Below are 22,750 nucleotides of genomic sequence, written 5' to 3'. Positions count from 1 at the left end.
TTAGGATGGCCGTTTTTTTTGTGAATCAAAAAAGAAAAGCAAAAACGCAGGCTGCGCTTTGCTTTTTAAAAAATATAAGGTCCTATTAACAAAAATAATGTAGTTAAATTCATAAAAGTCGTATACAAAACAAAAAGGTTAAACGTATCTTCCGATAACTTGTAACGGAATATAAATAAAGGTAACACTGATAAAATAGCCGATACACCCAATATAATAGTGAACTGCCAACTCTCTGTTATATATGGAATATTATAAACAACAGATTCTAGGGAAGTAAATCGGTAAAAGAAATAGGCTTGAATACTAAATAATGCAATTAAGTGTATGATAAAAGTTGTGTTATATCGTTGAACAAATTTTCTTTTTTGTAGTAATAATATGCCATAGGTTATTAGAAAAGTAGGAACAAGCCAAACAAATGAAAATAAGATAAGTATAAAACCATTGAACGATTTACTTACTAATATGTATCCTGCAGCTTTGTAATCGCCTTCCATTATTCCTTTGCTTTCTAGTATTTTTTCCTCATCTGTAGATGAATATTCTAAAAAGCGATTTGCACCTTTCATTTTCAGATAGGCGACTGTTTGTTCATTTAAAAATATGGGACGTTCATAGCGGGAGCCTTTTTTTGTTAGAGCGCTTGCATGAATTATCTGATCGGAAAGGTTACCTACAAAAACTTTTGTCACCTTTTCTCCAGAAAAATCATAGTATGTAGACGAGAAAGTAATGAATGATCCATGTTTTCCTTGATAAATAGTTGGAAATTGAATGTTTTTTAATTGTAAGCCTGTTTCATCATCAACAATTGAAAGTTTGTTGAAAGTAGGTGACTGGTTTGAAGTAAGATTAAAGTTTGCTAGTTCCAAACTTTTTGTAATTGAAGCAGCAGACCCTATTTTTTTATCTACTAGTAAAGAATAGTTGTTATCATTTTGTTTAAGAATATTTATTGATGAAAGATATTCTGATGAAGTTAATTGAAACTGTAAGAGATTATTTATCTCATTCGATAAGCTAAATAGTTTATAAATTTCATCATCCTTATTCTTTGTTACAACAAAAATTTGATTTTCTACTATTTTAACAGTAGTAATTGGGTCATCCATTTGGAAATTTTGAGCATCTGAAGATAGATCACTATTTGGACCGTTAAATCTCGATTTTCTGTCCAATATACAATTACATCATCTGACATACTAAAGTTCGAAACATTAGATGCAATTTTCGTTTCCTTCGAAGAACTATTCGCCTGTATAAGGGAATCTCCTCTTATATAATAGGAATCTGTTTTATTGCTCCATGTATTTTTATAGGTATTTAATCTATTAATTCTTCGATTCTCTTCGCATATCATATCCATATCACAGGATAGAACAACGAGCTTTCTAAAATCCAGCAAGCTTAGCGTGTACCCATTTTCTTCTGATACGCTTTGAAGTTTAGAGAAATTACTTGTCAATGAGTCAACTTGAAAAGAACGGCTCCATTGTTCAGAAGGAAGTTGGATTTGTACTTTCAATGTAGACCAATATAGAAACATGATAATACAGCAAATAATTAGACCGCTTACTACTAATAATTTTCTTTTCAATGGAAACTTCCCTCTCAAAATAAAATCCAGAATTTTCTTGAACTTACTTATAAATAAACTATACTATCAAACTAGGTTTGAGTAAATAGAATTTGGGAATTATGAGTATATATTTCCATCTATTAGAGTATAGGAGATTAACCCTGCATACTTTTAGTCTTATTGCTCTTTCTTTCCAAAAATAGTATTGTTAAAATTAATAAATAACGCGGAAAGGAGAACTGTCAAATGAAAAAAACTATAAAAATACTAGCCGCTTTTAGTATAGCAGCTACTGTTTTAGTACCTAGTACTGTATCAGCGGAATCTAGTTTGTTTGCCAAAAAGTTTTCAACGAAAGAATATAGTTTTGAGTCAATCGATGAAACAATTGTCTCCGCATCTAAATTATTCACCTATGACTCTGGACTGACATTTAAATACCCAGATGCTGTAAGGGGCGTATATGTAACTGGACATTCTGCAGGAGGAGCTAGATTCAATAGCTTGTTAGAGCTGCTAGACTCAACTGAATTAAATGCAATGGTTGTTGATATTAAGGATGACTTCGGAAATTTAACTTATATTCCAAGTGAAGATTCATCCCTTGCAAAATATGATATTGGAAAACCATACATAAAGAATCCTAGAGCTATGCTTGAAACAATGGAAGAAAAAGAAATTTATCCAATTGCACGTGTGGTAGTTTTTAAAGACACCGAATTGGCAGAAAGAAAGCCAGAGTGGTCATTCGTTGAAGGTTCTTCCGTATGGAAAAATGGAAGAGGAGAAGCATTTGTTAATCCATTTCTTCAAGAGGTATGGGACTATAATGTAGAAATTGCAACCGAAGCTGCTAAAATGGGATTCAAAGAGATCCAATTTGACTATGTGCGTTTTCCTGAAGGATTTGAAAAAAGAGAGGATACCTTAAAGTACTCCATGGGGAAATATGAAACATCTGAGCTTGATCCAGTTCAACGAAGAGTTGCTGCAGTCACCGATTTTGTAGCTTATGCTAATGAAAAATTGAAGCCGTATGGTGCCCAGGTTTCAGTAGATATTTTTGGTTATTCTGCAACATTACCGGAAGCACCAGGAATTGGACAAAATTTCTCGAAAATATCCGAAAACGTAGATGTCATTTCTTCTATGATATATCCGAGTCATTGGACATCTTATTTTGGGATAGCAAAACCAGACTTAGAGCCTTACCGATTAGTACAAGAATATGCAAAAGTAGAAAATGCAAAATTAGGAGAGTTAGAGAACCCTCCAGTTTCTAGACCGTGGCTTCAAGACTTTACTGCCTCTTATCTAGGAGCAGGGAATTATCAAACATATGGTAAAGAGGAAGTAGAAGCACAGATTAAAGCATTGAATGAAGCCGGTATTATGGAATACTTACTTTGGAATGCTGGAAATAAGTATTCTCCTGGTGTAGATTACACCCCATAAGAAAAAGGATCGGATTTTTAAAATCCGATCCTTTTTTCCTAAACACTTCTAGTAGTGAAATTAGCAAACAAAAAAACGAACTACTATCCTCGAAGCTTATCCTATAAATTAGGAATTATCCATACATGTTTAATTACTTGTACTTTTTTTATGATGAATGAAACTTTATTTCATGAAATACGTACTATTTAGTATAACAGTGATTTTCAATAGTCATGCTCTAATTGAGAATAAAACTATTTTTTGTTTTTTATGTTTAAACGGGAAATGAGATGGGTATTAATTTGATATAAGTATATATCATTTCAACTATGTAAGATAACCTTATATATATTCAACGAAATTGTGACATCTTCTTTTAAAGTATAAATTTTTCGATTAAACGTATTTTAAATGACTTAAATGTGGTGTATACTTTAAATGTAAAGTATTAAATTAAATTAATTATAAACTAATTCATATAACACGATCACTAATTGAAAGGAAGTGTTTTTTTATGATGGTTACATTATTTACCTCACCAAGTTGTACTTCTTGTAGAAAAGCAAAAGCATGGTTAGAAGAACATGAAATTCCATATACTGAGCGTAATATTTTTTCTGAACCGCTTACTATAGGTGAAATAAAAGAAATTTTACGAATGACAGAAGACGGGACAGATGAAATCATATCAACTCGTTCAAAAATATTCCAAAAACTAAATGTAGACGTGGAAAGCCTTCCTTTACAACGTTTATACGAACTGATACAAGAATATCCTGGGCTGTTACGTAGACCAATCATTCTAGATGAAAAACGTCTGCAAGTTGGTTATAACGAGGACGAAATTCGTAGATTCTTACCTAGAAAAGTTCGTGCATATCAGTTACTTGAAGCACAAAAACTTGTTAACTAGAAGTTAACTGAGCCGATTATTTTCAAAGAACCTTTGAAAATAATCGGTTTTTCTTTTTAGAATGCTTGCATTAAGGACTAAATTTTCTTACAATGCAAATGTGTTTAATAATTTGAAAAGAAAAGCTGGAATCCTTTTCTTTTTTTCATAAACAACATACAATAGTATTAGACACTACATTATACGAAACGGTAGGAAGCGAAAGGAGATGTGTTAAATGGATATCGAGCGTATCAATGATAACACTTTCAAAGTATACATTTCATACATCGACATTGAAGAAAGAGGCTTCAGCCGAGATGAAATATGGTTTAACAAAGATAAGAGCGAGCAGCTTTTTTGGGAGATGATGGATGAAGTTCATGATGATGATCATTTTGAAGAGTTAGATGGTCCTTTATGGATACAAGTTCATGCGATGGAAAAAGGTTTGGAAGTGATTGTCACCCGAACGGAATTAGGTAAACAAGAGGAACGATCAGATGATAATTTTGAAATGGATGACCCTTCTAATAAAATTTTCAAAAATGGTGTCTCCAGTTCTATAGGTCCTCATGAGTTCGATGATTTTTCCCACTACATGGATGATGAAGATATTCCTTCTGAATATACATTCGTGTTTGAAAACTTTGAAGATTTACTAGTTCTAGCAAAAAAATTAGATAAAGTAAATTTCAAAACATCATTGTATCATTATGCGGAAAAGTATCATTTACATGTAATTTTTAATTTAGAATTAACGGAGCTTGAGAGCGTATTAAATACCCTAAGTGTTATTTCTGAATTTGCTAATAGTACAAAAACAACTATTCATATGATTCAAGAATATGGAAAAGATATCATTGTAAATGATGTATTCGAAGAACTAAATAGGCATTTTTAAACCTTCTTTTATTAGAAGGTTTTTTTTTTGCTTGATTTCTTTGCTGAAAATTCGTACATTTGAATAGGAGGTGGTTTTCATATTAACGGCAGCGACCAAACAAGGAGACATAATAATTTCTTCTAACTATTCCCGAGAATACTTAAAACAGTTTAAAAAAAATAACTCTTTTCTATGTTTGCAATGTAACGAAGAAGTTATTTTGAAGAATGGATTGATCAATATCCCGCACTTTGCTCATAAGCGGCATTCAGAATGTAACCATTCTTTTTCAGAAGGAGAAAGTGAAGATCATCTGAATGGTAAAATACAATTGTATGAATTCTTCCAAAAACAAAAAAGAAATCCTCAACTCGAGCCATTTATACCATCAATTAAACAAAGGCCAGATATTTTGATGCAAAGCAGACAAACATCAATTGCTATTGAATTTCAATGTAGTCCAATTTTATTGACTAAAATGCTACAACGACATGAAGGATATAAACAGCAAAATATAGAGCCACTTTGGATTTTAAGAACACCTTCTATTTCTGAGTTCCCATCTCGAGAAATAGGACTTATGCGTTTATCAGCATATTATCGGCAATTTTTCCTTGTAACCCCCACTAACGGAAAAATGATTATTACTTATAATCCCCAAAACAAACACTTTCATTATATTTCCGATCCCTTACACATTAAATCGAATAATTATATTGTTAAAGTAAAAAAGCTATCACTCGAAAAACAATCCTGGCCATTTGCAATAGTAAAACGCATAACCATGTATGAGTATGAAAATTATTTACGTATTTATAGAGAACAACGATTCAAGCATGTAAATAATTTATACTATTTTAATAGAAAAGGTGTACAATCTATATTTTTGCAAATATGTTATAGGTGGCAGCTTCTCCCCAAACGATTACCTATTTTTATAGGTATACCAACTGCATATGCCTCTGCTTTTTCTGTACATGCTGTCGAATGGCAAATTCAACTTATTGATTACTTGAAAAGGTTCAAAATTCCTATCGAGCGGGCTTCCGATCATGATTGCGAAATGTTTCTCCTAACTTTTCCTGGTGCTTCGGATCTTCATCCTTACCGAATAAAGGCGGTCCAAGCGTATTTGTCTATACTTCAAAAATGTCTCATAAAGTCAGATCCTGTCGCTTATTTGTGCAAATTCAATATTACTAAAATGAATCAATTACTTTATAGTGATTTCCTTGCAAAGCGACCTGAAAATTGAGAAAATAAGGAGTGATTCGAATTTCGAAGCAACTGGAAGGGGAGTTCATTTTGACAACTGAAACAACTAATAAAATTTTAACACGTGAAGAAGTAGAAGAACATTTGACATGGAGATTAGAGGATATTTTTTCTTCAGATGAAGTTTGGGAAAAAGAATTTCAAGAGGTAGCGAAACTGGCTGAAAAAGCTACTATATTTCAGGGAACCATTGCAAAGGGGGCAGATGCCTTATTTGCGGTTTTAACTTATCGCGATGAGCTCACTTGGCGTTTACGTAAGCTTTATTCTTATGCCCATATGCGTTCAGACCAAGATACGGCTAATAGCAAGTATCAAGCAATGGATAGCCGTATAAAGTCCCTATTTGTGAAAGTATCTACGGAACTATCTTTTTTAGTGCCAGAAATTTTATCGCTGGATGAATCAATCCTTACCAAGTACTTATCGGAAAATAATGATTTACAATTGTACAGAAAAGTTCTAGAAGAGATTAATCAAGAACGTCCACATATACTTCCAAAAGAGCAGGAAGCACTTTTGGCTCAATTTTCCGAAGTTGCAGGAGCTTCATCGGAGACATTTGGAAAACTTAATAACGCTGATTTACAATTTCCTTCGATCAAAGATGAGAATGGCAATGACGTACAACTCACACATGGTCGATATTCACGCTTTTTAGAAAGTGAAGACGGACGAGTAAGAGAAGATGCCTTCAAAGCAATGTATGATACGTATGGTCAATTCCGCAATACCTTTGCTTCTACCTTAGCAGGGAACGTTAAAGGGGACAATGTAAACGCTAAAATTAGAAATTATACATCTGCACGTGAAGCAGCAATGTCTGGAAATCATATTCCAGAAAGCGTATACGATAATTTAGTGGGAACCATCAATAAAAATGTCCATTTACTCCATAAATATGTGAGTTTGCGAAAGAAAGTACTAGAACTGGATGAGTTGCATATGTGGGATCTATACACGCCATTGGTCAAAGAGTTGAAAATGGAGTACACATATGAAGAAGCTTGTGATGCTATGTTAAAAAGTTTCGCACCGCTCGGCGATGAATATGTAGCGATTGTGAAGCAAGGATTAGAAAATCGTTGGGTAGATGTAGTGGAGACGAAAGGAAAACGTTCGGGAGCTTATTCTTCTGGTACGTATGGAACGAATCCATATATTTTAATGAACTGGCAAAATAACGTGAATAATTTATTCACTTTAGCACATGAATTTGGTCATAGCATTCATAGTTACTACACGCGCGCAAATCAGCCATATGTATACGGAGATTATTCCATTTTCGTTGCGGAAGTAGCATCTACTTGCAACGAAGCATTACTCAATGATTATTTATTAAAAACTATTGAGGATCCAAAAAAACGCATTTATTTATTGAATCATTGGCTAGAAGGATTCCGTGGTACCGTATTCCGCCAAACAATGTTCGCAGAATTTGAGCATATTATTCATCAGCTCGATCAAGATGGTGAAGCTTTAACAGCAGATAAATTAACAGAAGAATATTATAAACTAAATCAAAAGTACTTCGGTGACGATATTGTCATAGATGAACAAATTGGATTAGAATGGACGCGAATTCCACATTTTTATTACAATTATTATGTTTATCAATATGCTACAGGATTGAGTGCTGCTACCGCATTAAGCAACCAAATATTGAAAGAAGGCAAACCAGCTGTTGATCGTTATATCAATGAGTTCTTAAAAGCAGGCAGTTCCGATTATCCAATTGAAGTATTGAAAAAAGCGGGAGTAGATATGAACACCGCTGCTCCTATTGAAGAAGCATGTCGTGTATTTGAAGAAAAGTTAAATGAATTAGAACAACTGCTTTTAACAGAATAAGAATTAACAAGACTAAACTGATGCCTAATCGGTTTAGTCTTTTTGTTTGGTGGGAAATGAGTTCCCCAAAGCGTGTACTGAGTTCCTTAAAGCGAGCATCGAATTCCCTAAAGCGTGTAACGAGTTCCCCAAAGCGTGTAACGAGTTCCCCAAAGCGAACTGAGTTCCCCAAAGAGAGCATCGAGTTCCCCAAAACAAGCCCCGAGTTCCCCAAAGAGTGCCACGAGTTCCCCAAAGAGTGCCACGAGTTCCCCAAAGAGAGCATCGAGTTCCCCAAAACAAGCCGCGAGTTCCCCAAAACAAACATCGAGTTCCCCAAAAAGTCCCTCAAGCTCCCCAATCCCTACACACAATCCATTCAGAAGAAGGTTAGACGTCTAATGTATGACGAATTTGTGAAACTACAGGCTAATATATTGTATTTTAATTTAGGACATGATAAAGTAAGAGTGTGAAATAAATCACAAGATAACATACACCCCTTTGTTTGAACGTGAACATTTCTCCCATCCCCTTTGTAAACGAAAACCCCTTTTCCTAATTGAGGAAAAGGGGTTTTCTATTTATTAAATTTACTTACTGATAAAAAAACGCCCTCCATCCTTTGAAAGTGGAGAGCGTTATTTTATTTATTTTTCAATCGCCATATGACAAGGTCGGGTAATACTAATCTTTCCACAACCTGAAGTAATAGAAGTTTTTTCAGCTCTCGTTCTGCTTGTTGTTCGGAAATATTATAATAGCTAGCAATTTCATTAGTCGTTAGAGAATGGAAACGATCAAAAAGTATTTCGAGAGCAGGAGGATCTTGTATTTCAGGTTTTTCATATAGCATTTCTTGAAGTATTTGTACATAAATGTCATATGAATAAATACCAGAAACTTTTATACCTTCATCCTCAATATTTTCATTAAAAAATACGATACTTGGAAATGTAGTGACATCCATTTCGGATGTGATAGATAAATCGCTTTGGAAAGAACGTGCACACTCTTTTGACTTAAAATCTTTTGTGAATTCCGCTACATCGATCTTTACTTTATTTGCTATTTCTTGCAAAACAGATAAGGAAGTAACATTCTTAGTTTTAATAAAAAGATATTCTTGTATTTTATTGAAAAAACGAAGAGCAGCTTTTTTTCCTTGAAATTCTGCAGCTTTCACAGCGATTGAAGGGAAAACGGAATGCTCGATGTCTGGAAAGTCACAATGAATCTTAGTATTATCTTCAATTGGCATTTTACAAACAGTATTTAAATTACTCAACTGTGTACTAAGCACTGTTCGAATCGTAAAATACTGTCCATATTCCACTTGCAATTTCCGAATAATCGGTTGCATTTCCCAACAAGCCGGACAAAGTGGATCAAGAAAAACGTACATTTCTATAGGCTTGTTTAGTAAAGGAGATGTAATCGTTTCAGTCGGAATTAGTGTTCTTGTCACAATTCTTCCTCCTCATGACTCATTTGATTGACCATGTGGTTGGCAGTAAGTTCCAGTCTTCTATAAAAAGTTTCACGAAACTTTCCTTCAAGACCAACTGTATCCATTGCGGCTCTCATGCAAGCAAGCCAAGCTTTAGCCCTTTCAGGTGTAATTGGAAAAGGATTATGACGCATTTTCATCATCGGATGTCCATGCTCTTCTGTATATAAATTAGGACCACCAAGGTACTGTGTTAAAAATTGTTTTTGTTTTCTTGCGGTTTCCGTTAAGTCATCTGGAAAGATCGGCTTCAGCTTGGGATGTTTGGCTACATTACTGTAAAACGTATCGACAAGCTGGGATAATTTTTCTGCTCCGATCTCATCGTAAGGAAGTATTGGCTTTTGCGTCATTATTCTTTACTCCTTTGCTTTAGCTCTATTATCATTCTATCAATCCAATAGAATTATCTCAAATAATTAGACTGCAAGAAAAGCGGAAGCGCCTATGTCATAGGAATACGGTCTAAAATCGCGATATTGTATTGCAACGACTGTATGACCTACTTCCTCTTGACTTCCGTTGTTACAATAAAAAACGACCTAGCAAAAGGTCGTGTCCATATTATGCTTGGTAGTTGTTTAAAACTTTTTGAACGTAATTTTGTGTTTCTTTATATGGAGGGATGCCACCATGTTTTTTTACTGCACCAGGTCCTGCATTATAAGCAGCGAGTGCCGTTTCTATGTTCCCATCGAATTGATCGAGCATCTGGCGTAAATATTTGGCGCCGCCCATGACATTTTGCTCTGGGTCTAATATGTTCGTCACACCTAAATATTTAGCAGTTCCTGGCATCAATTGCATGAGGCCAGATGCTCCTGCAGAACTTAAAGCAGACGGGTTAAAATTGGATTCTTGTTTAATGACAGAGCTAATTAGTTTTGCTGGTACATTATATGTTACTGCTGCGCGATTAATAATGTCATTAAAATCAGAACTTGTCATTGTATTTGACGGTGCATAAGATGCTATGCTATTCACCAAGCTTTCCTGTTGATAGGCAAAGTTTGATGGCATAAAAACAGGGGAACTACCATTATAAAACAATGAATTATCATTATATGAAGTTGTATTATTTTCACCAGTTTGAAGTACTTGTCCTAACATCTCAGAAAAAAGAGAGGTAGAGGAATTATTTTGTGAGCTTTGAACTGCTCCAAGCGATTGCATGGCATTTATTTCGATTAATGTTTTGAGGGATTGAATATCCAAGAGGTATCAACCTTTCAACGAATTATTATATTTCATAAGGCGAGCAATTTTTTTGTCGGCAGGTCTATGAGTTATATGGTGTTTTTCTAATAAATTAAGAAAGCTTTTTCGCCCATTTTCGACATCCTGACTTTCATATTCTACCTCAAAATCTTCTGTCTGACTATAATGAGAGTGATCGAAAAAAAGAATCCCTCCGTTATAAGCAATTTGAGCACGATTCGTTTGCATACTGCCGATACAGATAAGGGGCCCATTATATTTTATTTGTTCTAAAAAAGAAACTGGAGGAAAGCTTGAATGCTGGAGAATAGCATCCCGCTCTTCGTTTGTCAGTATTTCTGTTTGTTCCTCCATAATATGCTCTTGTACTGGAATTTTTAAAGTTAGCTCGTTGCGATGAGGCAAAACGCGTAATCTAAACCCCATTTTCTTTTCTTTAAAATAATTTTCAATCGTATCGAAATAATAATTTGTTTGTGTTTGAAAATCATGAGTTGTCAACATAAAAGCGTCTATCAACCGTTGAAATTCTTCTTTTGTTAAAAGGTTCTTAAACTCGATTTCTTGTTCAGAATGCATAATTTCACGACCTTTCCTATTATTTCTATTATAGACGGTTTGCAATGAGTTTCAATATGATAAAATAGTGAAAGAATGGACAGAAAGGAAAGATTTATTTTGCCTATTACTTATTTCGTACACAGCGGTGTGCAATTAGAAAATGATATTCGATTTACACTAGAAGAAACACCAAATCAACCTACTATAAAAGCAGGGGGACAAATGATTACTGATTCCGATTCTTTATCTTTTGTCTACTTATTAGAAGATGAAACAGGGTATCATTACTTGAAGTTCGGACAAGACGTTTGGCCGTTATTAGTAAATACATTAAAAGCAGAGGAAGACCCAACACTACAATTCGGTGAAGCGGAACTTACTCTACAAAAGTTTAAAGAAGAACTTGAAATGCTTATATTTAATATTGAAGGAAATGATAACTACGGTGTCGAATTTTCCAAAGCGGTAGAAGAAGCATTTGAAGAAATATTAAAAGCATAAGTGAAATGAAGGTGAGTTTATGGGGCAATGGGAACGTTTTTTAGAGCCTTACAAGCAAGCAGTTTCCGAATTGAAAGTAAAGTTAAAAGGAATGCGTACACAATATGAAATGGAAAATACAAACTCGCCGATTGAATTTGTAACAGGACGTGTAAAACCGTTAGCAAGTATTTATGATAAGTCGCTTGTGAAAGGTATTGTATTTGAACCTTCTGAAACATTAGCAAAAGAAATACCTGATATCGCTGGTTTGCGGATGATGTGTCAGTTTGTAGATGATATTGAAAACGTGGTGGAAATATTACGCTCTCGAAAAGATATAAAAATCGTGGAAGAAAGGGATTATATTTCTCATAAAAAACAAAGTGGTTATCGATCGTACCATGTGATTATTGAGTATCCTGTCCAAACTATACACGGCGAGATAAATATTTTAGCAGAGATACAAATTCGCACACTTGCAATGAACTTTTGGGCATCTATTGAACATTCGTTAAATTATAAGTATAAAGGAATCTTTCCAGAAGAGATAAAAAAACGTTTACAATATGCTGCGGAAGCAGCTTTTAGGCTAGATGAGGAAATGTCTTTAATACGAGGAGAAATACAAGAAGCTCAAAAGTACTTTAGTGAAAATAAGGAATTATCCACTCCAAGAATCCATGAAAGCCATAAAGAAGAGAGGGGGCGCGAACGATGAGGTTTTTTATCCAATCACGAAATGATGAGTTATCCAATCGCTTAATGGAAACTGCAAAAAAATATTTAGTAGACTTTGGACTTATCTGCGATGAAGAAAACCCAGATATTGTGTTGTCAATCGGGGGAGATGGAACTTTATTACATGCTTTTCACAAGTATAAGCATTTAACAAATTCGGTTGCCTTTGTAGGTATTCACACTGGCCATCTAGGTTTTTATGCAGATTGGAAGCCAATCGAAATCGAAAAGCTAGTTATTAGCATTGCACAAAAAGAGTTTGAAGTTATTGAATATCCACTTTTAGAAGTAACAATCAATTATAGGCATGAGGAAGATAGTTCGGTTTATCTTGCAGTCAATGAATCGACTGTCAAATCGCCAGATGTAACTTTAGTTATGGATGTGGAACTAAATGGAAAGCATTTCGAACGATTCAGAGGGGACGGGCTCTGTATGTCAACGCCTTCTGGAAGTACGGCATACAATAAAGCGCTCGGTGGGGCAATAGTACATCCTTCACTAGAAGCGATGCAACTTGCAGAAATTGCATCTATCAATAATCGGGTTTTTCGTACGGTCGGATCCTCTCTCGTATTACCCAAGCATCATTCTTGCTTGTTAAAACCAGTAAAAGGCCCAGATTTTATGGTCACAATTGATCATTTACAATTATTGCATAAAGACGTGCAATCGATTAAATATCGAGTGGCAGATGATAAAATCCGTTTCGCACGCTTTAGATCTTTCCCTTTTTGGCAACGGGTACATGATTCGTTCATCGATAGTGATTTAGAGAAATGAAAAATAATCAAGTAAAGTTAACATTTGACGTAAAAGAATCCCAATTACTACTTCGGGATGCAATTAAACAATATGGTATTTCTAAAAAAGCCTTGGCAAGTATTAAATATGAAGGCGGCTTCATACTCGTTAATGGAGAAGAAAAAACAGTTAGACATCAATTAAAAAAAGATGATATCGTTACAATTATCTTTCCAGAAGAGAAAAAGAGTGGGGGACTAATCGCTCAAAAAGGTGTGTTCCCCATTCTTTTTGAGGATGAACATCTTTTAATTTTTTCCAAGGAAGCTGGACTTAGTACAATTCCTTCACGCGAACATCCAAAGGGGACAATCGCTAATTTTGTAGCTGGTTACTTAGAGGAAAGTGGACTTTCTTCCACTGTTCATATTGTCACAAGATTAGATAAGGACACTTCGGGAGTTATTTGTGTTGCAAAACACAGACATGCCCACCACTTGTTAAGTGAAATGCAAAAAAATGGTGCTATATCGAGAACTTATGAGGCAATTGTACATGGAACTGTTGAAAATGATAGTTTTCTAATTGATGCACCAATCGGTCGTAAAAATGGAAGTATTATTGAGCGTATTATCTCACCGGAAGGGAAAAACGCTAAAACATCTGTCCAAGTGTTAAAAAGGTTTCATATGCAAGGAGAAGATCTTACCCATGTAAGGTTACGTCTACATACCGGGCGCACCCATCAAATACGGGTACATATGATGTCGATTGGTCACCCACTTATCGGAGACGATTTATACGGCGGTAGCCAGAGGTTTATCAATAGACAAGCATTGCATGCAAGAGAGTTAAATTTAGTACACCCTTTTACAAAGCAGAATTTACAAATTGTATCTCCATTCCCAAAAGATATGATTAGCTTCATCTAATTGAAAGCCACTAAAAAATCCTGAATACTAGGTATTTTTTTGTGGTTTTTTTCGTTTTCAATTGTCCAATCGTTTTAGAATGATTTCCCGGGGAATAATACAACGTAAACAATGCCATTTTTCTATGAAAGAGGTTGCTTATTCGTATTTAAGCCCATACAATGAATAGGTATGAGCACTGGAAGGAGGGAAAAGTGTGAAAGAAGAAATGGATCAGTTGCAAATAGAAGAGTCAAATTTAATTGGTTTTTTAAGTAAGGATTTAATGGATGAGTTTAGAGAAGAATTTATGCAGCTACATCCTTATGACCAATCGCTATTTTTTGAAAAGGTGGAGCCAGAAATACGAAAGAAAATCTTTCACTACCTATCTCCTAAAGAAATGGCTGAACTGTTTGAAGCGACAAAGTTTGAAGACGAGCAATATGACTTCTATTTAAAAGAAATGGATAAAACCTATGCAGCAGACATGCTTTCCTATATGTATGCGGATAACGCGGTAGACGTATTAAATGAATTGGGTAAAGACGAGGTTGCAAGTTATTTAAGTATAATGGATGTAGAGTCTGCACAAGAAATCAAAGATCTTCTTCATTATGAGGAATATACCGCCGGATCCATTATGACAACGGAATATGTTGCGATTCCCGAAAATTCCACTTGTCGTTCTGCAATGACTATACTTAGAAATGAAGCCCCGAATGCTGAGACAATCTATTATCTATTTGTTGTGAATGAAAATCACCAATTAACGGGAGTAATTTCTCTTCGTGATCTTATTATAGCGGATGAAGATACGCTTATTAAGGATATTATGAACGAACGGGTTGTCAGCGTATCAGTTAGCGATGATCAAGAAGAAGTGGCACATATGATTAAAGACTATGATTTCTTAGCAGTACCGGTAGTAGATTTTGAACAGCATCTTCTTGGGATTGTTACAGTTGATGATATAATTGATGTATTAGATGAAGAAGCATCGGACGATTATTCAAAGCTTGCCGGTGTTTCCGACATGGATTCATTTGACAAAAATCCTTTTCAAGCTGCAAAAAAGAGGCTGCCATGGCTTATTATTTTATTATTTTTAGGTATGATGACAGCAAGTTTGATGAGTGTTTTTACAGGAACCTTAGAAAAAGTTGCATTGCTCGCTGTATTTATACCTCTTATATCTGGAACGGCCGGAAATAGTGGTACTCAAGCACTCGCCGTTGCTATAAGAGGGATTGCGACAGGTGACATTGAAAAGCAAAGTAAAATGAAGCTTCTAGCACGAGAAGCGGGAACAGGTCTCACTACAGGGCTATTATGTGGAATAATAGTAATCGGTATTGTTTTCTTTTGGAAGCATGATTTAGTAATTGGATTGTTAGTTGGAGCTGCTATTTTTGTTTCTATTTTTGTGGCCACAATTGGTGGGACATTTATCCCTTTATTAATTCAACGCATGAAAATTGATCCTGCTGTTGCTTCAGGACCTTTTATCACAACGATTAACGATGTAATTAGTATATTAATTTATCTTGGGCTTGCTACTGTATTTATCTCCTCTTTATAGGTGTGGTATCACATTATTTTAGGTGAATGCATAAAGTAAAGGAAAAAGGATGTGTCTGTGAGTTATAATAATGATCCTTTACTTTTCATAAAAGGTCCACCTGTTTTTCATTTGCCTCCCGGTGTAAGGGTAGAGATTCAAATGGAAGAAGAACAAGATGAAAGTACATCAATATATGAAATACGTTCTAGTATGACGGAGAAAACAATTGCTATATTAGATAAGTTAAAATTTCTTTCAAAGCCGTTTCAACGTAAAGTATACCGGCCGTTAGTTTTCCATTTAGAGGATGGCGCACTGATTCAAGGAGAAGTGGATTCTGTAGACGATGAACAGGTTACTTTTTCAATCGGTGCTGGAGAGCTCATGACGTACAAGATCGATCAAGTAAAGCGAATTGTATGGCGTGGGGTTGAAATGAAATAAAAAAACTATAGAGCAAATAGAGGACACTGAAATAGTCCTAAAAAGAATTTCATTGCGAGTAAGTGAACGACATAATGTTCGCTTACTTGCTTTTTATTTTTGTAATTTTTCAAGCCTGAGGATATATTTTCCATATTGCAATAGGAATAATGCGTATCAATCACTTTCACCTAGACTTCTCGGGTTATACATTCGAGTCAATCTCCTGCTTCTGCTCAATCGGCCCGCTTCGGCAAACTTATTTCCCATCTTAAGTTCCATTAAAAATTGTGCTAATTTTACGCTCGGATAGCCCATTTTTAAGATCGGATATTATCACTCTTTGTTCGGACGAGATTTTTATGATCGGAAGCTGCCTAGTTATGCTCGGATAGCCCACTTTTATGCTCGGATGGCCCACTTTTATGCTTGGATAGTAGCACTCTTTGCTCGCATGAGGTTTTTATGATCGGAAGCTGCCTAGTTATGCTCGGATAGCCCACTTTTATGCTCGAATGGCCCTCTTTTATGATAGGATAGTATCACTCTTTGTTCGGACGAGTTTCTTATGATCGGAAGCTGCCTAGTTATGCTTGGATAGTATCACTCTTTGCTCGGATGAGATTTTTATGATCGGATCCTGCCTAGTTATGCTCGGATAGCCCACTTTTATGCTTGGATAGTATCACTCTTTGCTCGGATGAGATTTTTATGATCGGAAGCTGCCTCGTTATGCTCGGATGGCCCTCTTTTATGATTGGATAGTATCACACTTTATTCGGACGAGTTTCTTATGATCGGAAGCTGCCTTGTTACGATCGGATGTCCCACTTTTATGATCGGATAGTATCACTCTTTGATCGGATGTCCCTTTTTAAGGGTAACTGTAAAAGTGGACGGCGAAGTCTCATCATTCTTACTTGAACCTGTTGGAGTCACCGCCAATTTCACTCCAATCCCTCAAAATAGCAGATTATGCAACGTCTCACGTCTCTCCATTTTTATTATGTATTAGAGGTTAAACTAGTGTATAGAATAAAACCGTCCGGGAAGTCCCGAACGGAATAGACACTACAAGTATGGAAACGATCAGTCACATACATCTAAAAATACGTCTGCTACACATTCAATTGCACAGAAACAGTTCAAATCTACAGTAATACAGCTACCAGTTAATGCGAAATTACGTACATGGCAAAGTTTTCTTAAATCGATTTTTGTTCCACAATCGCTTAATAAATTTACTTCGCCTCTTGTACTGTTAAGTGGTTCTAGTACGCGTAACGTTGCACAACAGCCGTCAAAAATATCTTCTACTCGGAAATAAACTGAGATACAATCGCAATCGAATCTGTCTCTATCTCTAAAAAATGCTTTGAAAGGATCTCCATCTTTTGTTAAAAGCATGAATACACGAGTATCTGCTTGGTGTCTAGCAGGGCTAACAAGACCTCCAAGTGGCTCTAGGAAACAATTTGTAGGACATGGAGCACAATCATCAGTTGCTTGATCTTGAATATCTTTAATTGCACGTACGACATCACAAACACAATGACCACTTCTTGTCACATCGGTAACATCTTCCACTCTTCCACAACCCATTGAAATTCACCTCCTCTTCATCTCTTTCTAACTTATGTAATTTCATCTGAATGGTAAGGGCAAATATCACAGTACCATTTGTATATTTCATTTTTCACGGTGCATACTAACCGGAAAAGGAGCAAGTGCCAATGAAAAAAATATTATGTGTTTGCCTTATGTTGCTGCTTTTAACAGGTTGTTCAAGCGAAAGGGAAGAAGCTATTTACCCTGAAGTAGACACTCAACCACTGCAGCAAATATTAAATAAGCAAGACACGATCAACGGTTATAAAAGCGTAGTAAACGAAAATGATGTCCTCATTGCTATTGATATTAAAAGGATGAAACGATTTAAAAAAGAAAAGATAGAAAAAAAAATTAAGAAGCAACTAGAAGAAAAGCTCCCAAATAAAGAAATTTTAGTTAGCGGTGATTTAAAAATAAGATGGGAATTAGAAGAAATAATAGATAAAAAGTTGAAAACAAAGGAACTAACAAAAAAAATCGAAGAAATAAAATTACTTTCAAAGGAAGAGACATAATGGATCAAAAACAATTCGATAAAATTGTCGATAAACAAACACCTAAAGCCCCTCTACTAGTAAATATGATAAAAGCCTTTTTAGTTGGAGGTATTATTTGCACGGTCGGACAGCTCATTACTTTATTTTATATACGATTTTTTCCGTTCACTGAACGAACCGCAGGCAATCCGACGGTAGCTACTATGGTGTTCATTGCCATGATTTTAACAGGTACCGGTTTATATAAGAAGATTTCTCAGTTTGGAGGAGCTGGCTCAGCAGTTCCTGTAACAGGATTTGGTAATGCCGTCATTTCAGCGTCGATTGAACATAAATCAGAAGGATATGTGTTAGGGATAGGTGGTAATATGTTCAAGCTTGCTGGTTCCGTTATTGTATTCGGTGTACTTTCCGCTTTTTTAGTAGCATTAATTAAAACAATATTAGTGAAAATGGGAGTGGTCTCATGGTAAATGTATTTGGGACAATTCAGTTTAAGGAAATGCCTAGCATAGCGAGCACGGGTGTAGTTGTTGGTCCTGTGGAGAAAGAAAGTTCTTTTGTAGATTCATTTGATGAAATACTTCCATTAGAGAATGAAAAAGGGGAATCATATGAACAAGCAAATACCCGTTATATAGAGAAAGCTTGCATATTAGCAGCCCGAAAAGGAAAAGAACAGATGGAAAACATTGATATGTTTATTGGAGGTGATTTGATCAATCAGCTATCTCCGACAAATTTTGCGGCTCGAAAATTAGCAATCCCCTATATGGGAGTTTTTTCGGCCTGTGCAAGCTCAATGGAATCATTAATAATAGGCAGCCTACTCTTAGAGTCTGGAAACGCTAAATCGATTTTGGCAGGAGCATCCAGTCATCATCCGGCAGTAGAAAGGCAGTTTAGATATCCAATTGAGTATGGTGCTCAAAAACCTGGAAGTGCTCAGTGGACAGTGACGGCGGCAGGCTATGCCTTACTTCAAAAACATGCAAAAAATGCCCCCATTATTACACATGCGACAATTGGACGAGTAGTTGATGGCGGACAAACAGATCCTTTACATATGGGAGCTGCGATGGCACCTGCAGCAAGAGACACAATAGAAAGGCATTTAAAAAATACTAATAGTAGCATGGCGGATTATGACGTTATTATGACCGGTGATTTAGGGAAAATAGGTTTAGCGATATTAAAGGAAATGTTTCAAGATGAGAATAGCGGTGTAATTTTACAGGATGCCGGTGCACAATTTTATGGGGATAATTCATTTTTTAACGCAGGAGCAAGCGGCGCTGGTTGTTCAGCTGCAGTTTTTTTTAGTTATGTCTATAACCAATTAAAAAATGGTGTATATAGCCGCGTGCTTCTTGTTGCAACGGGGGCATTATTGTCACCATTAACTTTTCAACAAGGTGAAACAATTCCTTGTATTGCTCATGCCATTGAATGCCGTATGGAGAAGAGGGGATAATTTGATAACATCGTTAATTACTTCATTTATTGTTGGTGGTCTTATTTGTGTGATTGGTCAAATATTAATGGACGGTTTAAAACTAACACCTGCACATACTTTAAGTGCATTAGTTGTTTGCGGTTCTATTTTAGATGGTATTGGTCTATATGAACCGCTAATTGATTTTGCAGGTGCTGGCGCCACTATTCCCATTACATCTTTCGGAAACTCGTTAACTCATGGTGCTCTAGCGGAAGCTGAAAAGCATGGGCTTATAGGCGTACTGACTGGGATGTTCGAAGTGACAAGTTCTGGTATTAGTGCGGCAATCTTATTTGGTGTAATTGGTGCATTTATTTTTCAAAAGAGGAAAACAACCTACTAGTTGATTCGCCCTTTTTCTTAGTACCCTCCTTGCATATGATAAGTTGAAGAGGAGAGGAGGGAAAGATTATGTACGACTACTGTGGTGGAGGATATCCTGGCTATGGCGGAGGCTACGGCGGAGGTTATGGTGGAAATCGAAACTCAACTTTTGTATTGATCGTTGTTTTATTCATATTATTAATCATTGTCGGTAGAAGCTTTCTCCCTTAATCAAAACTAATCAAAATGTGAGGGGGAAAAGAAGTGCAAAATTCATTTTTTAAAGCAATTGAAAACAAAACTGGAGTATCTATGGAGGAACTTTTTACGCTTGCCAATGCCATCTCGCATGCTGATTTTACGGATGAAAAACAGGTGCGTAAGATAGTGCGCAAGGTTGGAAAAGTTGCAAATAAACCAGTATCTAAACAATTAGAAGATGAACTGACGAATTCCATTTTACAAAGTGGAAGCTCGCTAAGCTTAAAAGATATAGAAAAGCTGCTCTAAAAAAAATCGGGAAAAAACAATATTTTATGTTTAGTGTATAAGGTCTTCGGGTAAAGAGTATAAATAAAATGGGGGTGTAGAAGATGGGATATATTATTCCAAGTCAACCAATACAATCGCAGCTTTATGCAAATCGAATGTTAATGGACGATTATAATTTTGCTTATATTAATAATGTAGATAGTATTAAGATGAAATCGATATTTGATGATCATTTAGAGCGGGAAGAACAAGAGCTAATAGAAGAGGAAGAAAAGCAATTTTCGGAAGTAGATGGACCATCTAACTTACCCTTATATAAAGGCTTTATCCAACCGAATCCGATTAATTTATCACCAAAAATTGCAGAAATCAGTGGTAAAGGTAACAGTGTGAATCTTTACATTTAACAATATAAAACCGCTAAACGATTGTTAGAATCGTTTAGCGGTTTTATTATGACGTTAATGATTTGTCCATTGCACGATGTGGAATTCCAGCCTCTAAAAATTCAGGAGACGTGATCGTGTAATTTCTTTTTTCATAAAAAGGGATAGCATAGCTTTGTGCATTAAGTTTTAGTTTTTGAAAACCATTTGAAAATGCATAGTCTTCCATGCATTGCATCATTAAATTACCAAAACTTTTCCCTCTATATTCAGGAAGAATACAAACACGTTCTATTTTTCCGATAGATGGTTCGGCTGTTCGAATACGACCGGCTCCAAAAGGAGTTTCCCCGTCATAAGCAACAAAATGAACCGCGTTTGCGTCGAATTCGTCTAGTTCCATATGAAGTGGAACATCTTGCTCTTCCACGAAAACTTTTCTTCTTATTAAAATTGCGTCTTCATACTCTTTTTCAGTTTCTACTCTCTTTGCAATTACCAATTATTATTCAGCTCCAGACAATCTAAATGTTTCGTAAACAGTCCAGGAACCATCTTCTAGTTGGTAAAGTAAATGAAGACGGTCAATTTGTTCCTCGAATTCTGCCCCGATCATTTTTAATTGTGGATAAATATCGTCATGTTCGCTTGCGTTCAATTTTTGAGCGATTGTAATATGTGGTACAAATGCATAATTTTCCTCGTCATTAAATCCAATAGCATTTAAGCTCTTGTGTAATGAGATTAGCTCCTCAGTTGGTTCAACCTTAAAGTAAATAGCGTTTGTAACAGGTGCAAACGAACTGACTTTGGATGTTTTTAATGTAAAAGGTTTATGTTCTGCTACTACTTTTGCTACATTTTCTGCAATATGCTTAATTTCATTTTCATCTGCCTCAAAAACTCCTTTAACCGTCATATGCGGTGTGATTAATGCATAATGCGGGTCATAACGCTTTCTGTAGGAGTTAGCAAAATCCTGTACTTTTTTGGATGGGAAAGCAACAATACCGTATTTCATTTTTCATTACCTCCTCGTAATATTTATATCGACCACATAACTATTATAACAAAAAAATTTTATAAGCCGAAATTGTTTTGCAGAGCTCTTTTCATATCTGGTTGCCAAAGCTTCCAAGTATGGTCTCCTTCTAATTCGTCATAAAACGCTGAAAAACCTTTTTTTATTATTAAATTATGCAATTTTCTATTTTGGGTGATGAAATCCGTTAATAATCCGTCGCCTGTTTTGACAGCTATTTCATCTTTTCCAACAACTTGATAAAGTGAAAATGCATGAATTTCTTTAAAACTTTCAACTTGCGACAATACATACTCATTTACGAGTGGAGAATGTAAAATAACTTTTCCAAATGTATTTGGATATTGGAGAGCTGTTAGTAGAGAAACAGTAGCGGCAAGTGAATCACCGATCAAGGCACGTCCCATTCCTATTTGATAAGTAGGATAATTTGCATCTATGTAAGGGATAAGTTCTTGTGCTAAAAATCGGATATATGATTGATGTTTATCTCCATCTGGATGATATTTTTCTCTTCGGTCTTTTACATTTTTGTATGGGACGCCAACAATTATTAAGTTTTCGATTTCTTTCTGCTCATATAATTCATCTGCAACTCGAGAAATTCGCCCTAACTGAAAATAATCTTTTCCATCATTTGCGATAAGAACAGAGTATTTATACAAAGGAGAATAGTTTGGTGGCAAATATATTAGTAATTGCATCTCTTCTTGTAAAGCTTCGCTAAATAGCGTTAAATCTTGTACAACTCCTCGATTCATAAAAGTCCTCCTACAATAATCATGTTGTATAGAAATTGTAACATATACTTGAACAGAGGTATAATAAACTCTAATCCTTAAAAGA

28 protein-coding genes are annotated in these 22,750 nt (G+C 35.5%); 18 read left to right on the top strand and 10 right to left on the bottom strand.

The genetic code is table 11. From position 1 onward, the window contains the following. Positions 1-65 precede the first annotated feature (65 nt). Together FS486_RS01545 and FS486_RS01540 are read right to left on the bottom strand one after the other, a co-directional pair. Entirely contained in the window at positions 66-1,181 is a 1,116-nt protein-coding gene (locus FS486_RS01545; protein ID WP_144509491.1) for a hypothetical protein, read from the bottom strand. Beyond that, positions 1,085-1,600, bottom strand: coding sequence for a hypothetical protein (locus tag FS486_RS01540; RefSeq protein WP_144509490.1), 516 nt, complete (start codon positions 1,598-1,600; stop codon positions 1,085-1,087). The genes FS486_RS01545 and FS486_RS01540 overlap by 97 nt, the downstream gene beginning before the upstream one ends. Positions 1,601-1,828: 228 nt before the next feature. Here FS486_RS01540 and FS486_RS01535 point away from each other — a divergent pair, with 228 nt between their 5' ends. The 5 genes from FS486_RS01535 (at position 1,829) to pepF (ending at position 7,923) form a co-directional block, all read left to right on the top strand. After that, on the top strand, positions 1,829-3,037 hold the full coding sequence (locus FS486_RS01535) for a putative glycoside hydrolase (RefSeq protein ID WP_144509489.1): 1,209 nt from the start codon (positions 1,829-1,831) through the stop codon (positions 3,035-3,037). Positions 3,038-3,536: 499 nt separating this feature from the next. After that, positions 3,537-3,932 (top strand): transcriptional regulator SpxA, encoded by a 396-nt coding sequence (gene spxA, locus FS486_RS01530; RefSeq protein WP_186321307.1) that lies wholly within the window; start codon positions 3,537-3,539, stop codon positions 3,930-3,932. Positions 3,933-4,149: 217 nt separating this feature from the next. After that, positions 4,150-4,815: an adaptor protein MecA gene (gene mecA, locus FS486_RS01525; protein ID WP_144509487.1), complete on the top strand. Its 666-nt coding sequence runs from the start codon at positions 4,150-4,152 to the stop codon at positions 4,813-4,815. Positions 4,816-4,885: 70 nt separating this feature from the next. Beyond that, positions 4,886-6,052 carry a competence protein CoiA gene (locus tag FS486_RS01520; protein ID WP_144509486.1) on the top strand — a complete coding sequence of 389 codons (1,167 nt, stop codon included), beginning with the start codon at positions 4,886-4,888 and terminating at the stop codon, positions 6,050-6,052. Positions 6,053-6,102: 50 nt separating this feature from the next. Beyond that, positions 6,103-7,923, top strand: coding sequence for an oligoendopeptidase F (gene pepF, locus FS486_RS01515; RefSeq protein WP_144509485.1), 1,821 nt, complete (start codon positions 6,103-6,105; stop codon positions 7,921-7,923). A gap of 625 nt (positions 7,924-8,548) precedes the next feature. Here the strand turns inward: pepF and FS486_RS01510 are convergent. From FS486_RS01510 to FS486_RS01495, 4 genes are all read right to left on the bottom strand, one after another. After that, entirely contained in the window at positions 8,549-9,370 is an 822-nt protein-coding gene (locus FS486_RS01510; protein ID WP_260857990.1) for a ClpXP adapter SpxH family protein, read from the bottom strand. Beyond that, positions 9,367-9,765: a globin domain-containing protein gene (locus tag FS486_RS01505; RefSeq protein ID WP_144509484.1), complete on the bottom strand. Its 399-nt coding sequence runs from the start codon at positions 9,763-9,765 to the stop codon at positions 9,367-9,369. Before FS486_RS01505 ends, FS486_RS01510 begins: the two co-directional genes overlap by 4 nt. 211 nt (positions 9,766-9,976) lie before the next feature. Then, complete coding sequence (locus FS486_RS01500; protein WP_144509483.1) at positions 9,977-10,627, bottom strand: lytic transglycosylase domain-containing protein; 651 nt, start codon at positions 10,625-10,627, stop codon at positions 9,977-9,979. Positions 10,628-10,633: 6 nt separating this feature from the next. After that, entirely contained in the window at positions 10,634-11,209 is a 576-nt protein-coding gene (locus FS486_RS01495) for a CYTH domain-containing protein (protein ID WP_144509482.1), read from the bottom strand. Between the two features lie 99 nt (positions 11,210-11,308). On the opposite strand from FS486_RS01495, the gene FS486_RS01490 reads away from it, so the two are divergent. The 6 genes from FS486_RS01490 to FS486_RS01465 all read left to right on the top strand — a co-directional run bounded on the left by FS486_RS01490 (position 11,309) and on the right by FS486_RS01465 (position 16,075). Beyond that, positions 11,309-11,692 carry a UPF0738 family protein gene (locus FS486_RS01490; RefSeq protein ID WP_144509481.1) on the top strand — a complete coding sequence of 128 codons (384 nt, stop codon included), beginning with the start codon at positions 11,309-11,311 and terminating at the stop codon, positions 11,690-11,692. 19 nt (positions 11,693-11,711) lie between these two features. Beyond that, complete coding sequence (yjbM, locus tag FS486_RS01485) at positions 11,712-12,392, top strand: GTP diphosphokinase (protein ID WP_144509480.1); 681 nt, start codon at positions 11,712-11,714, stop codon at positions 12,390-12,392. Next, positions 12,389-13,195, top strand: coding sequence for an NAD kinase (locus tag FS486_RS01480; protein WP_144509479.1), 807 nt, complete (start codon positions 12,389-12,391; stop codon positions 13,193-13,195). The genes yjbM and FS486_RS01480 overlap by 4 nt, the downstream gene beginning before the upstream one ends. Beyond that, the gene (locus FS486_RS01475; protein ID WP_144509478.1) at positions 13,192-14,088 is read left to right on the top strand and encodes an RluA family pseudouridine synthase; all 897 of its coding nucleotides are present in this window, start codon (positions 13,192-13,194) and stop codon (positions 14,086-14,088) included. Before FS486_RS01480 ends, FS486_RS01475 begins: the two co-directional genes overlap by 4 nt. Positions 14,089-14,296: 208 nt before the next feature. Further along, a complete protein-coding gene (mgtE, locus tag FS486_RS01470; RefSeq protein ID WP_144509689.1) occupies positions 14,297-15,649 on the top strand; it encodes a magnesium transporter in 1,353 nt (450 codons plus the stop codon). 57 nt (positions 15,650-15,706) lie between these two features. Next, positions 15,707-16,075 carry a hypothetical protein gene (locus tag FS486_RS01465; RefSeq protein ID WP_144509477.1) on the top strand — a complete coding sequence of 123 codons (369 nt, stop codon included), beginning with the start codon at positions 15,707-15,709 and terminating at the stop codon, positions 16,073-16,075. Positions 16,076-17,143: 1,068 nt separating this feature from the next. Here the strand turns inward: FS486_RS01465 and FS486_RS01460 are convergent. Beyond that, positions 17,144-17,656 carry a CotY/CotZ family spore coat protein gene (locus FS486_RS01460; RefSeq protein ID WP_144509476.1) on the bottom strand — a complete coding sequence of 171 codons (513 nt, stop codon included), beginning with the start codon at positions 17,654-17,656 and terminating at the stop codon, positions 17,144-17,146. Between the two features lie 131 nt (positions 17,657-17,787). Here FS486_RS01460 and FS486_RS01455 point away from each other — a divergent pair, with 131 nt between their 5' ends. The 7 genes from FS486_RS01455 (at position 17,788) to FS486_RS01425 (ending at position 20,883) form a co-directional block, all read left to right on the top strand. After that, positions 17,788-18,180, top strand: a complete 393-nt coding sequence (locus FS486_RS01455) for a YhcN/YlaJ family sporulation lipoprotein (protein WP_144509475.1) — start codon at positions 17,788-17,790, stop codon at positions 18,178-18,180. Continuing rightward, positions 18,180-18,635 (top strand): stage V sporulation protein AC, encoded by a 456-nt coding sequence (gene spoVAC, locus FS486_RS01450; RefSeq protein WP_144509474.1) that lies wholly within the window; start codon positions 18,180-18,182, stop codon positions 18,633-18,635. The genes FS486_RS01455 and spoVAC overlap by 1 nt, the downstream gene beginning before the upstream one ends. Then, positions 18,629-19,636 (top strand): beta-ketoacyl-[acyl-carrier-protein] synthase family protein, encoded by a 1,008-nt coding sequence (locus FS486_RS01445; RefSeq protein ID WP_144509473.1) that lies wholly within the window; start codon positions 18,629-18,631, stop codon positions 19,634-19,636. The genes spoVAC and FS486_RS01445 overlap by 7 nt, the downstream gene beginning before the upstream one ends. 1 nt (position 19,637) lies before the next feature. Beyond that, entirely contained in the window at positions 19,638-20,003 is a 366-nt protein-coding gene (gene spoVAE / locus FS486_RS01440) for a stage V sporulation protein AE (protein ID WP_260857989.1), read from the top strand. A 68-nt stretch (positions 20,004-20,071) separates the two neighbouring features. Next, on the top strand, positions 20,072-20,215 hold the full coding sequence (locus FS486_RS01435) for a YjcZ family sporulation protein (protein WP_144509472.1): 144 nt from the start codon (positions 20,072-20,074) through the stop codon (positions 20,213-20,215). Between the two features lie 33 nt (positions 20,216-20,248). After that, entirely contained in the window at positions 20,249-20,494 is a 246-nt protein-coding gene (locus FS486_RS01430) for a stage VI sporulation protein F (protein ID WP_144509471.1), read from the top strand. Positions 20,495-20,577: 83 nt separating this feature from the next. After that, on the top strand, positions 20,578-20,883 hold the full coding sequence (locus FS486_RS01425; RefSeq protein ID WP_144509470.1) for a hypothetical protein: 306 nt from the start codon (positions 20,578-20,580) through the stop codon (positions 20,881-20,883). A 46-nt stretch (positions 20,884-20,929) separates the two neighbouring features. Here the strand turns inward: FS486_RS01425 and FS486_RS01420 are convergent, their stop codons facing one another. From FS486_RS01420 to FS486_RS01410, 3 genes are read right to left on the bottom strand one after another with little or no spacing between them, the layout of a single operon-like run. After that, positions 20,930-21,364, bottom strand: a complete 435-nt coding sequence (locus FS486_RS01420; protein WP_144509469.1) for a GNAT family N-acetyltransferase — start codon at positions 21,362-21,364, stop codon at positions 20,930-20,932. A 3-nt stretch (positions 21,365-21,367) separates the two neighbouring features. Next, positions 21,368-21,883, bottom strand: coding sequence for a YjcG family protein (locus tag FS486_RS01415; RefSeq protein ID WP_144509468.1), 516 nt, complete (start codon positions 21,881-21,883; stop codon positions 21,368-21,370). A gap of 59 nt (positions 21,884-21,942) precedes the next feature. Continuing rightward, on the bottom strand, positions 21,943-22,665 hold the full coding sequence (locus FS486_RS01410) for an alpha/beta hydrolase (RefSeq protein WP_144509467.1): 723 nt from the start codon (positions 22,663-22,665) through the stop codon (positions 21,943-21,945). Between the last annotated feature and the right edge of the window lie 85 nt (positions 22,666-22,750).

The organism is Bacillus sp. FJAT-22090 (assembly GCF_007676755.1).
Classification (GTDB): domain Bacteria; phylum Bacillota; class Bacilli; order Bacillales_A; family Planococcaceae; genus Psychrobacillus.
This window is presented reverse-complemented; position numbering and strand designations above follow the sequence as displayed.

Excerpts from the sequence above, each read along its gene's own strand:
- FS486_RS01535 (WP_144509489.1), top strand. The coding sequence starts at position 1,829 with ATGAAAAAAACTATAAAAATACTAGCCGCTTTTAGTATAGCAGCTACT.
- spxA (WP_186321307.1), top strand. The coding sequence starts at position 3,537 with ATGGTTACATTATTTACCTCACCAAGTTGTACTTCTTGTAGAAAAGCA.
- mecA (WP_144509487.1), top strand. The coding sequence starts at position 4,150 with ATGGATATCGAGCGTATCAATGATAACACTTTCAAAGTATACATTTCA.
- FS486_RS01505 (WP_144509484.1), bottom strand. The coding sequence starts at position 9,765 with ATGACGCAAAAGCCAATACTTCCTTACGATGAGATCGGAGCAGAAAAA.
- FS486_RS01495 (WP_144509482.1), bottom strand. The coding sequence starts at position 11,209 with ATGCATTCTGAACAAGAAATCGAGTTTAAGAACCTTTTAACAAAAGAA.
- yjbM (WP_144509480.1), top strand. The coding sequence starts at position 11,712 with ATGGGGCAATGGGAACGTTTTTTAGAGCCTTACAAGCAAGCAGTTTCC.
- FS486_RS01480 (WP_144509479.1), top strand. The coding sequence starts at position 12,389 with ATGAGGTTTTTTATCCAATCACGAAATGATGAGTTATCCAATCGCTTA.
- FS486_RS01475 (WP_144509478.1), top strand. The coding sequence starts at position 13,192 with ATGAAAAATAATCAAGTAAAGTTAACATTTGACGTAAAAGAATCCCAA.
- mgtE (WP_144509689.1), top strand. The coding sequence starts at position 14,297 with ATGGATCAGTTGCAAATAGAAGAGTCAAATTTAATTGGTTTTTTAAGT.
- FS486_RS01460 (WP_144509476.1), bottom strand. The coding sequence starts at position 17,656 with ATGGGTTGTGGAAGAGTGGAAGATGTTACCGATGTGACAAGAAGTGGT.
- FS486_RS01455 (WP_144509475.1), top strand. The coding sequence starts at position 17,788 with ATGAAAAAAATATTATGTGTTTGCCTTATGTTGCTGCTTTTAACAGGT.
- spoVAC (WP_144509474.1), top strand. The coding sequence starts at position 18,180 with ATGGATCAAAAACAATTCGATAAAATTGTCGATAAACAAACACCTAAA.
- FS486_RS01445 (WP_144509473.1), top strand. The coding sequence starts at position 18,629 with ATGGTAAATGTATTTGGGACAATTCAGTTTAAGGAAATGCCTAGCATA.
- FS486_RS01435 (WP_144509472.1), top strand. The coding sequence starts at position 20,072 with ATGTACGACTACTGTGGTGGAGGATATCCTGGCTATGGCGGAGGCTAC.
- FS486_RS01425 (WP_144509470.1), top strand. The coding sequence starts at position 20,578 with ATGGGATATATTATTCCAAGTCAACCAATACAATCGCAGCTTTATGCA.
- FS486_RS01415 (WP_144509468.1), bottom strand. The coding sequence starts at position 21,883 with ATGAAATACGGTATTGTTGCTTTCCCATCCAAAAAAGTACAGGATTTT.
- FS486_RS01410 (WP_144509467.1), bottom strand. The coding sequence starts at position 22,665 with ATGAATCGAGGAGTTGTACAAGATTTAACGCTATTTAGCGAAGCTTTA.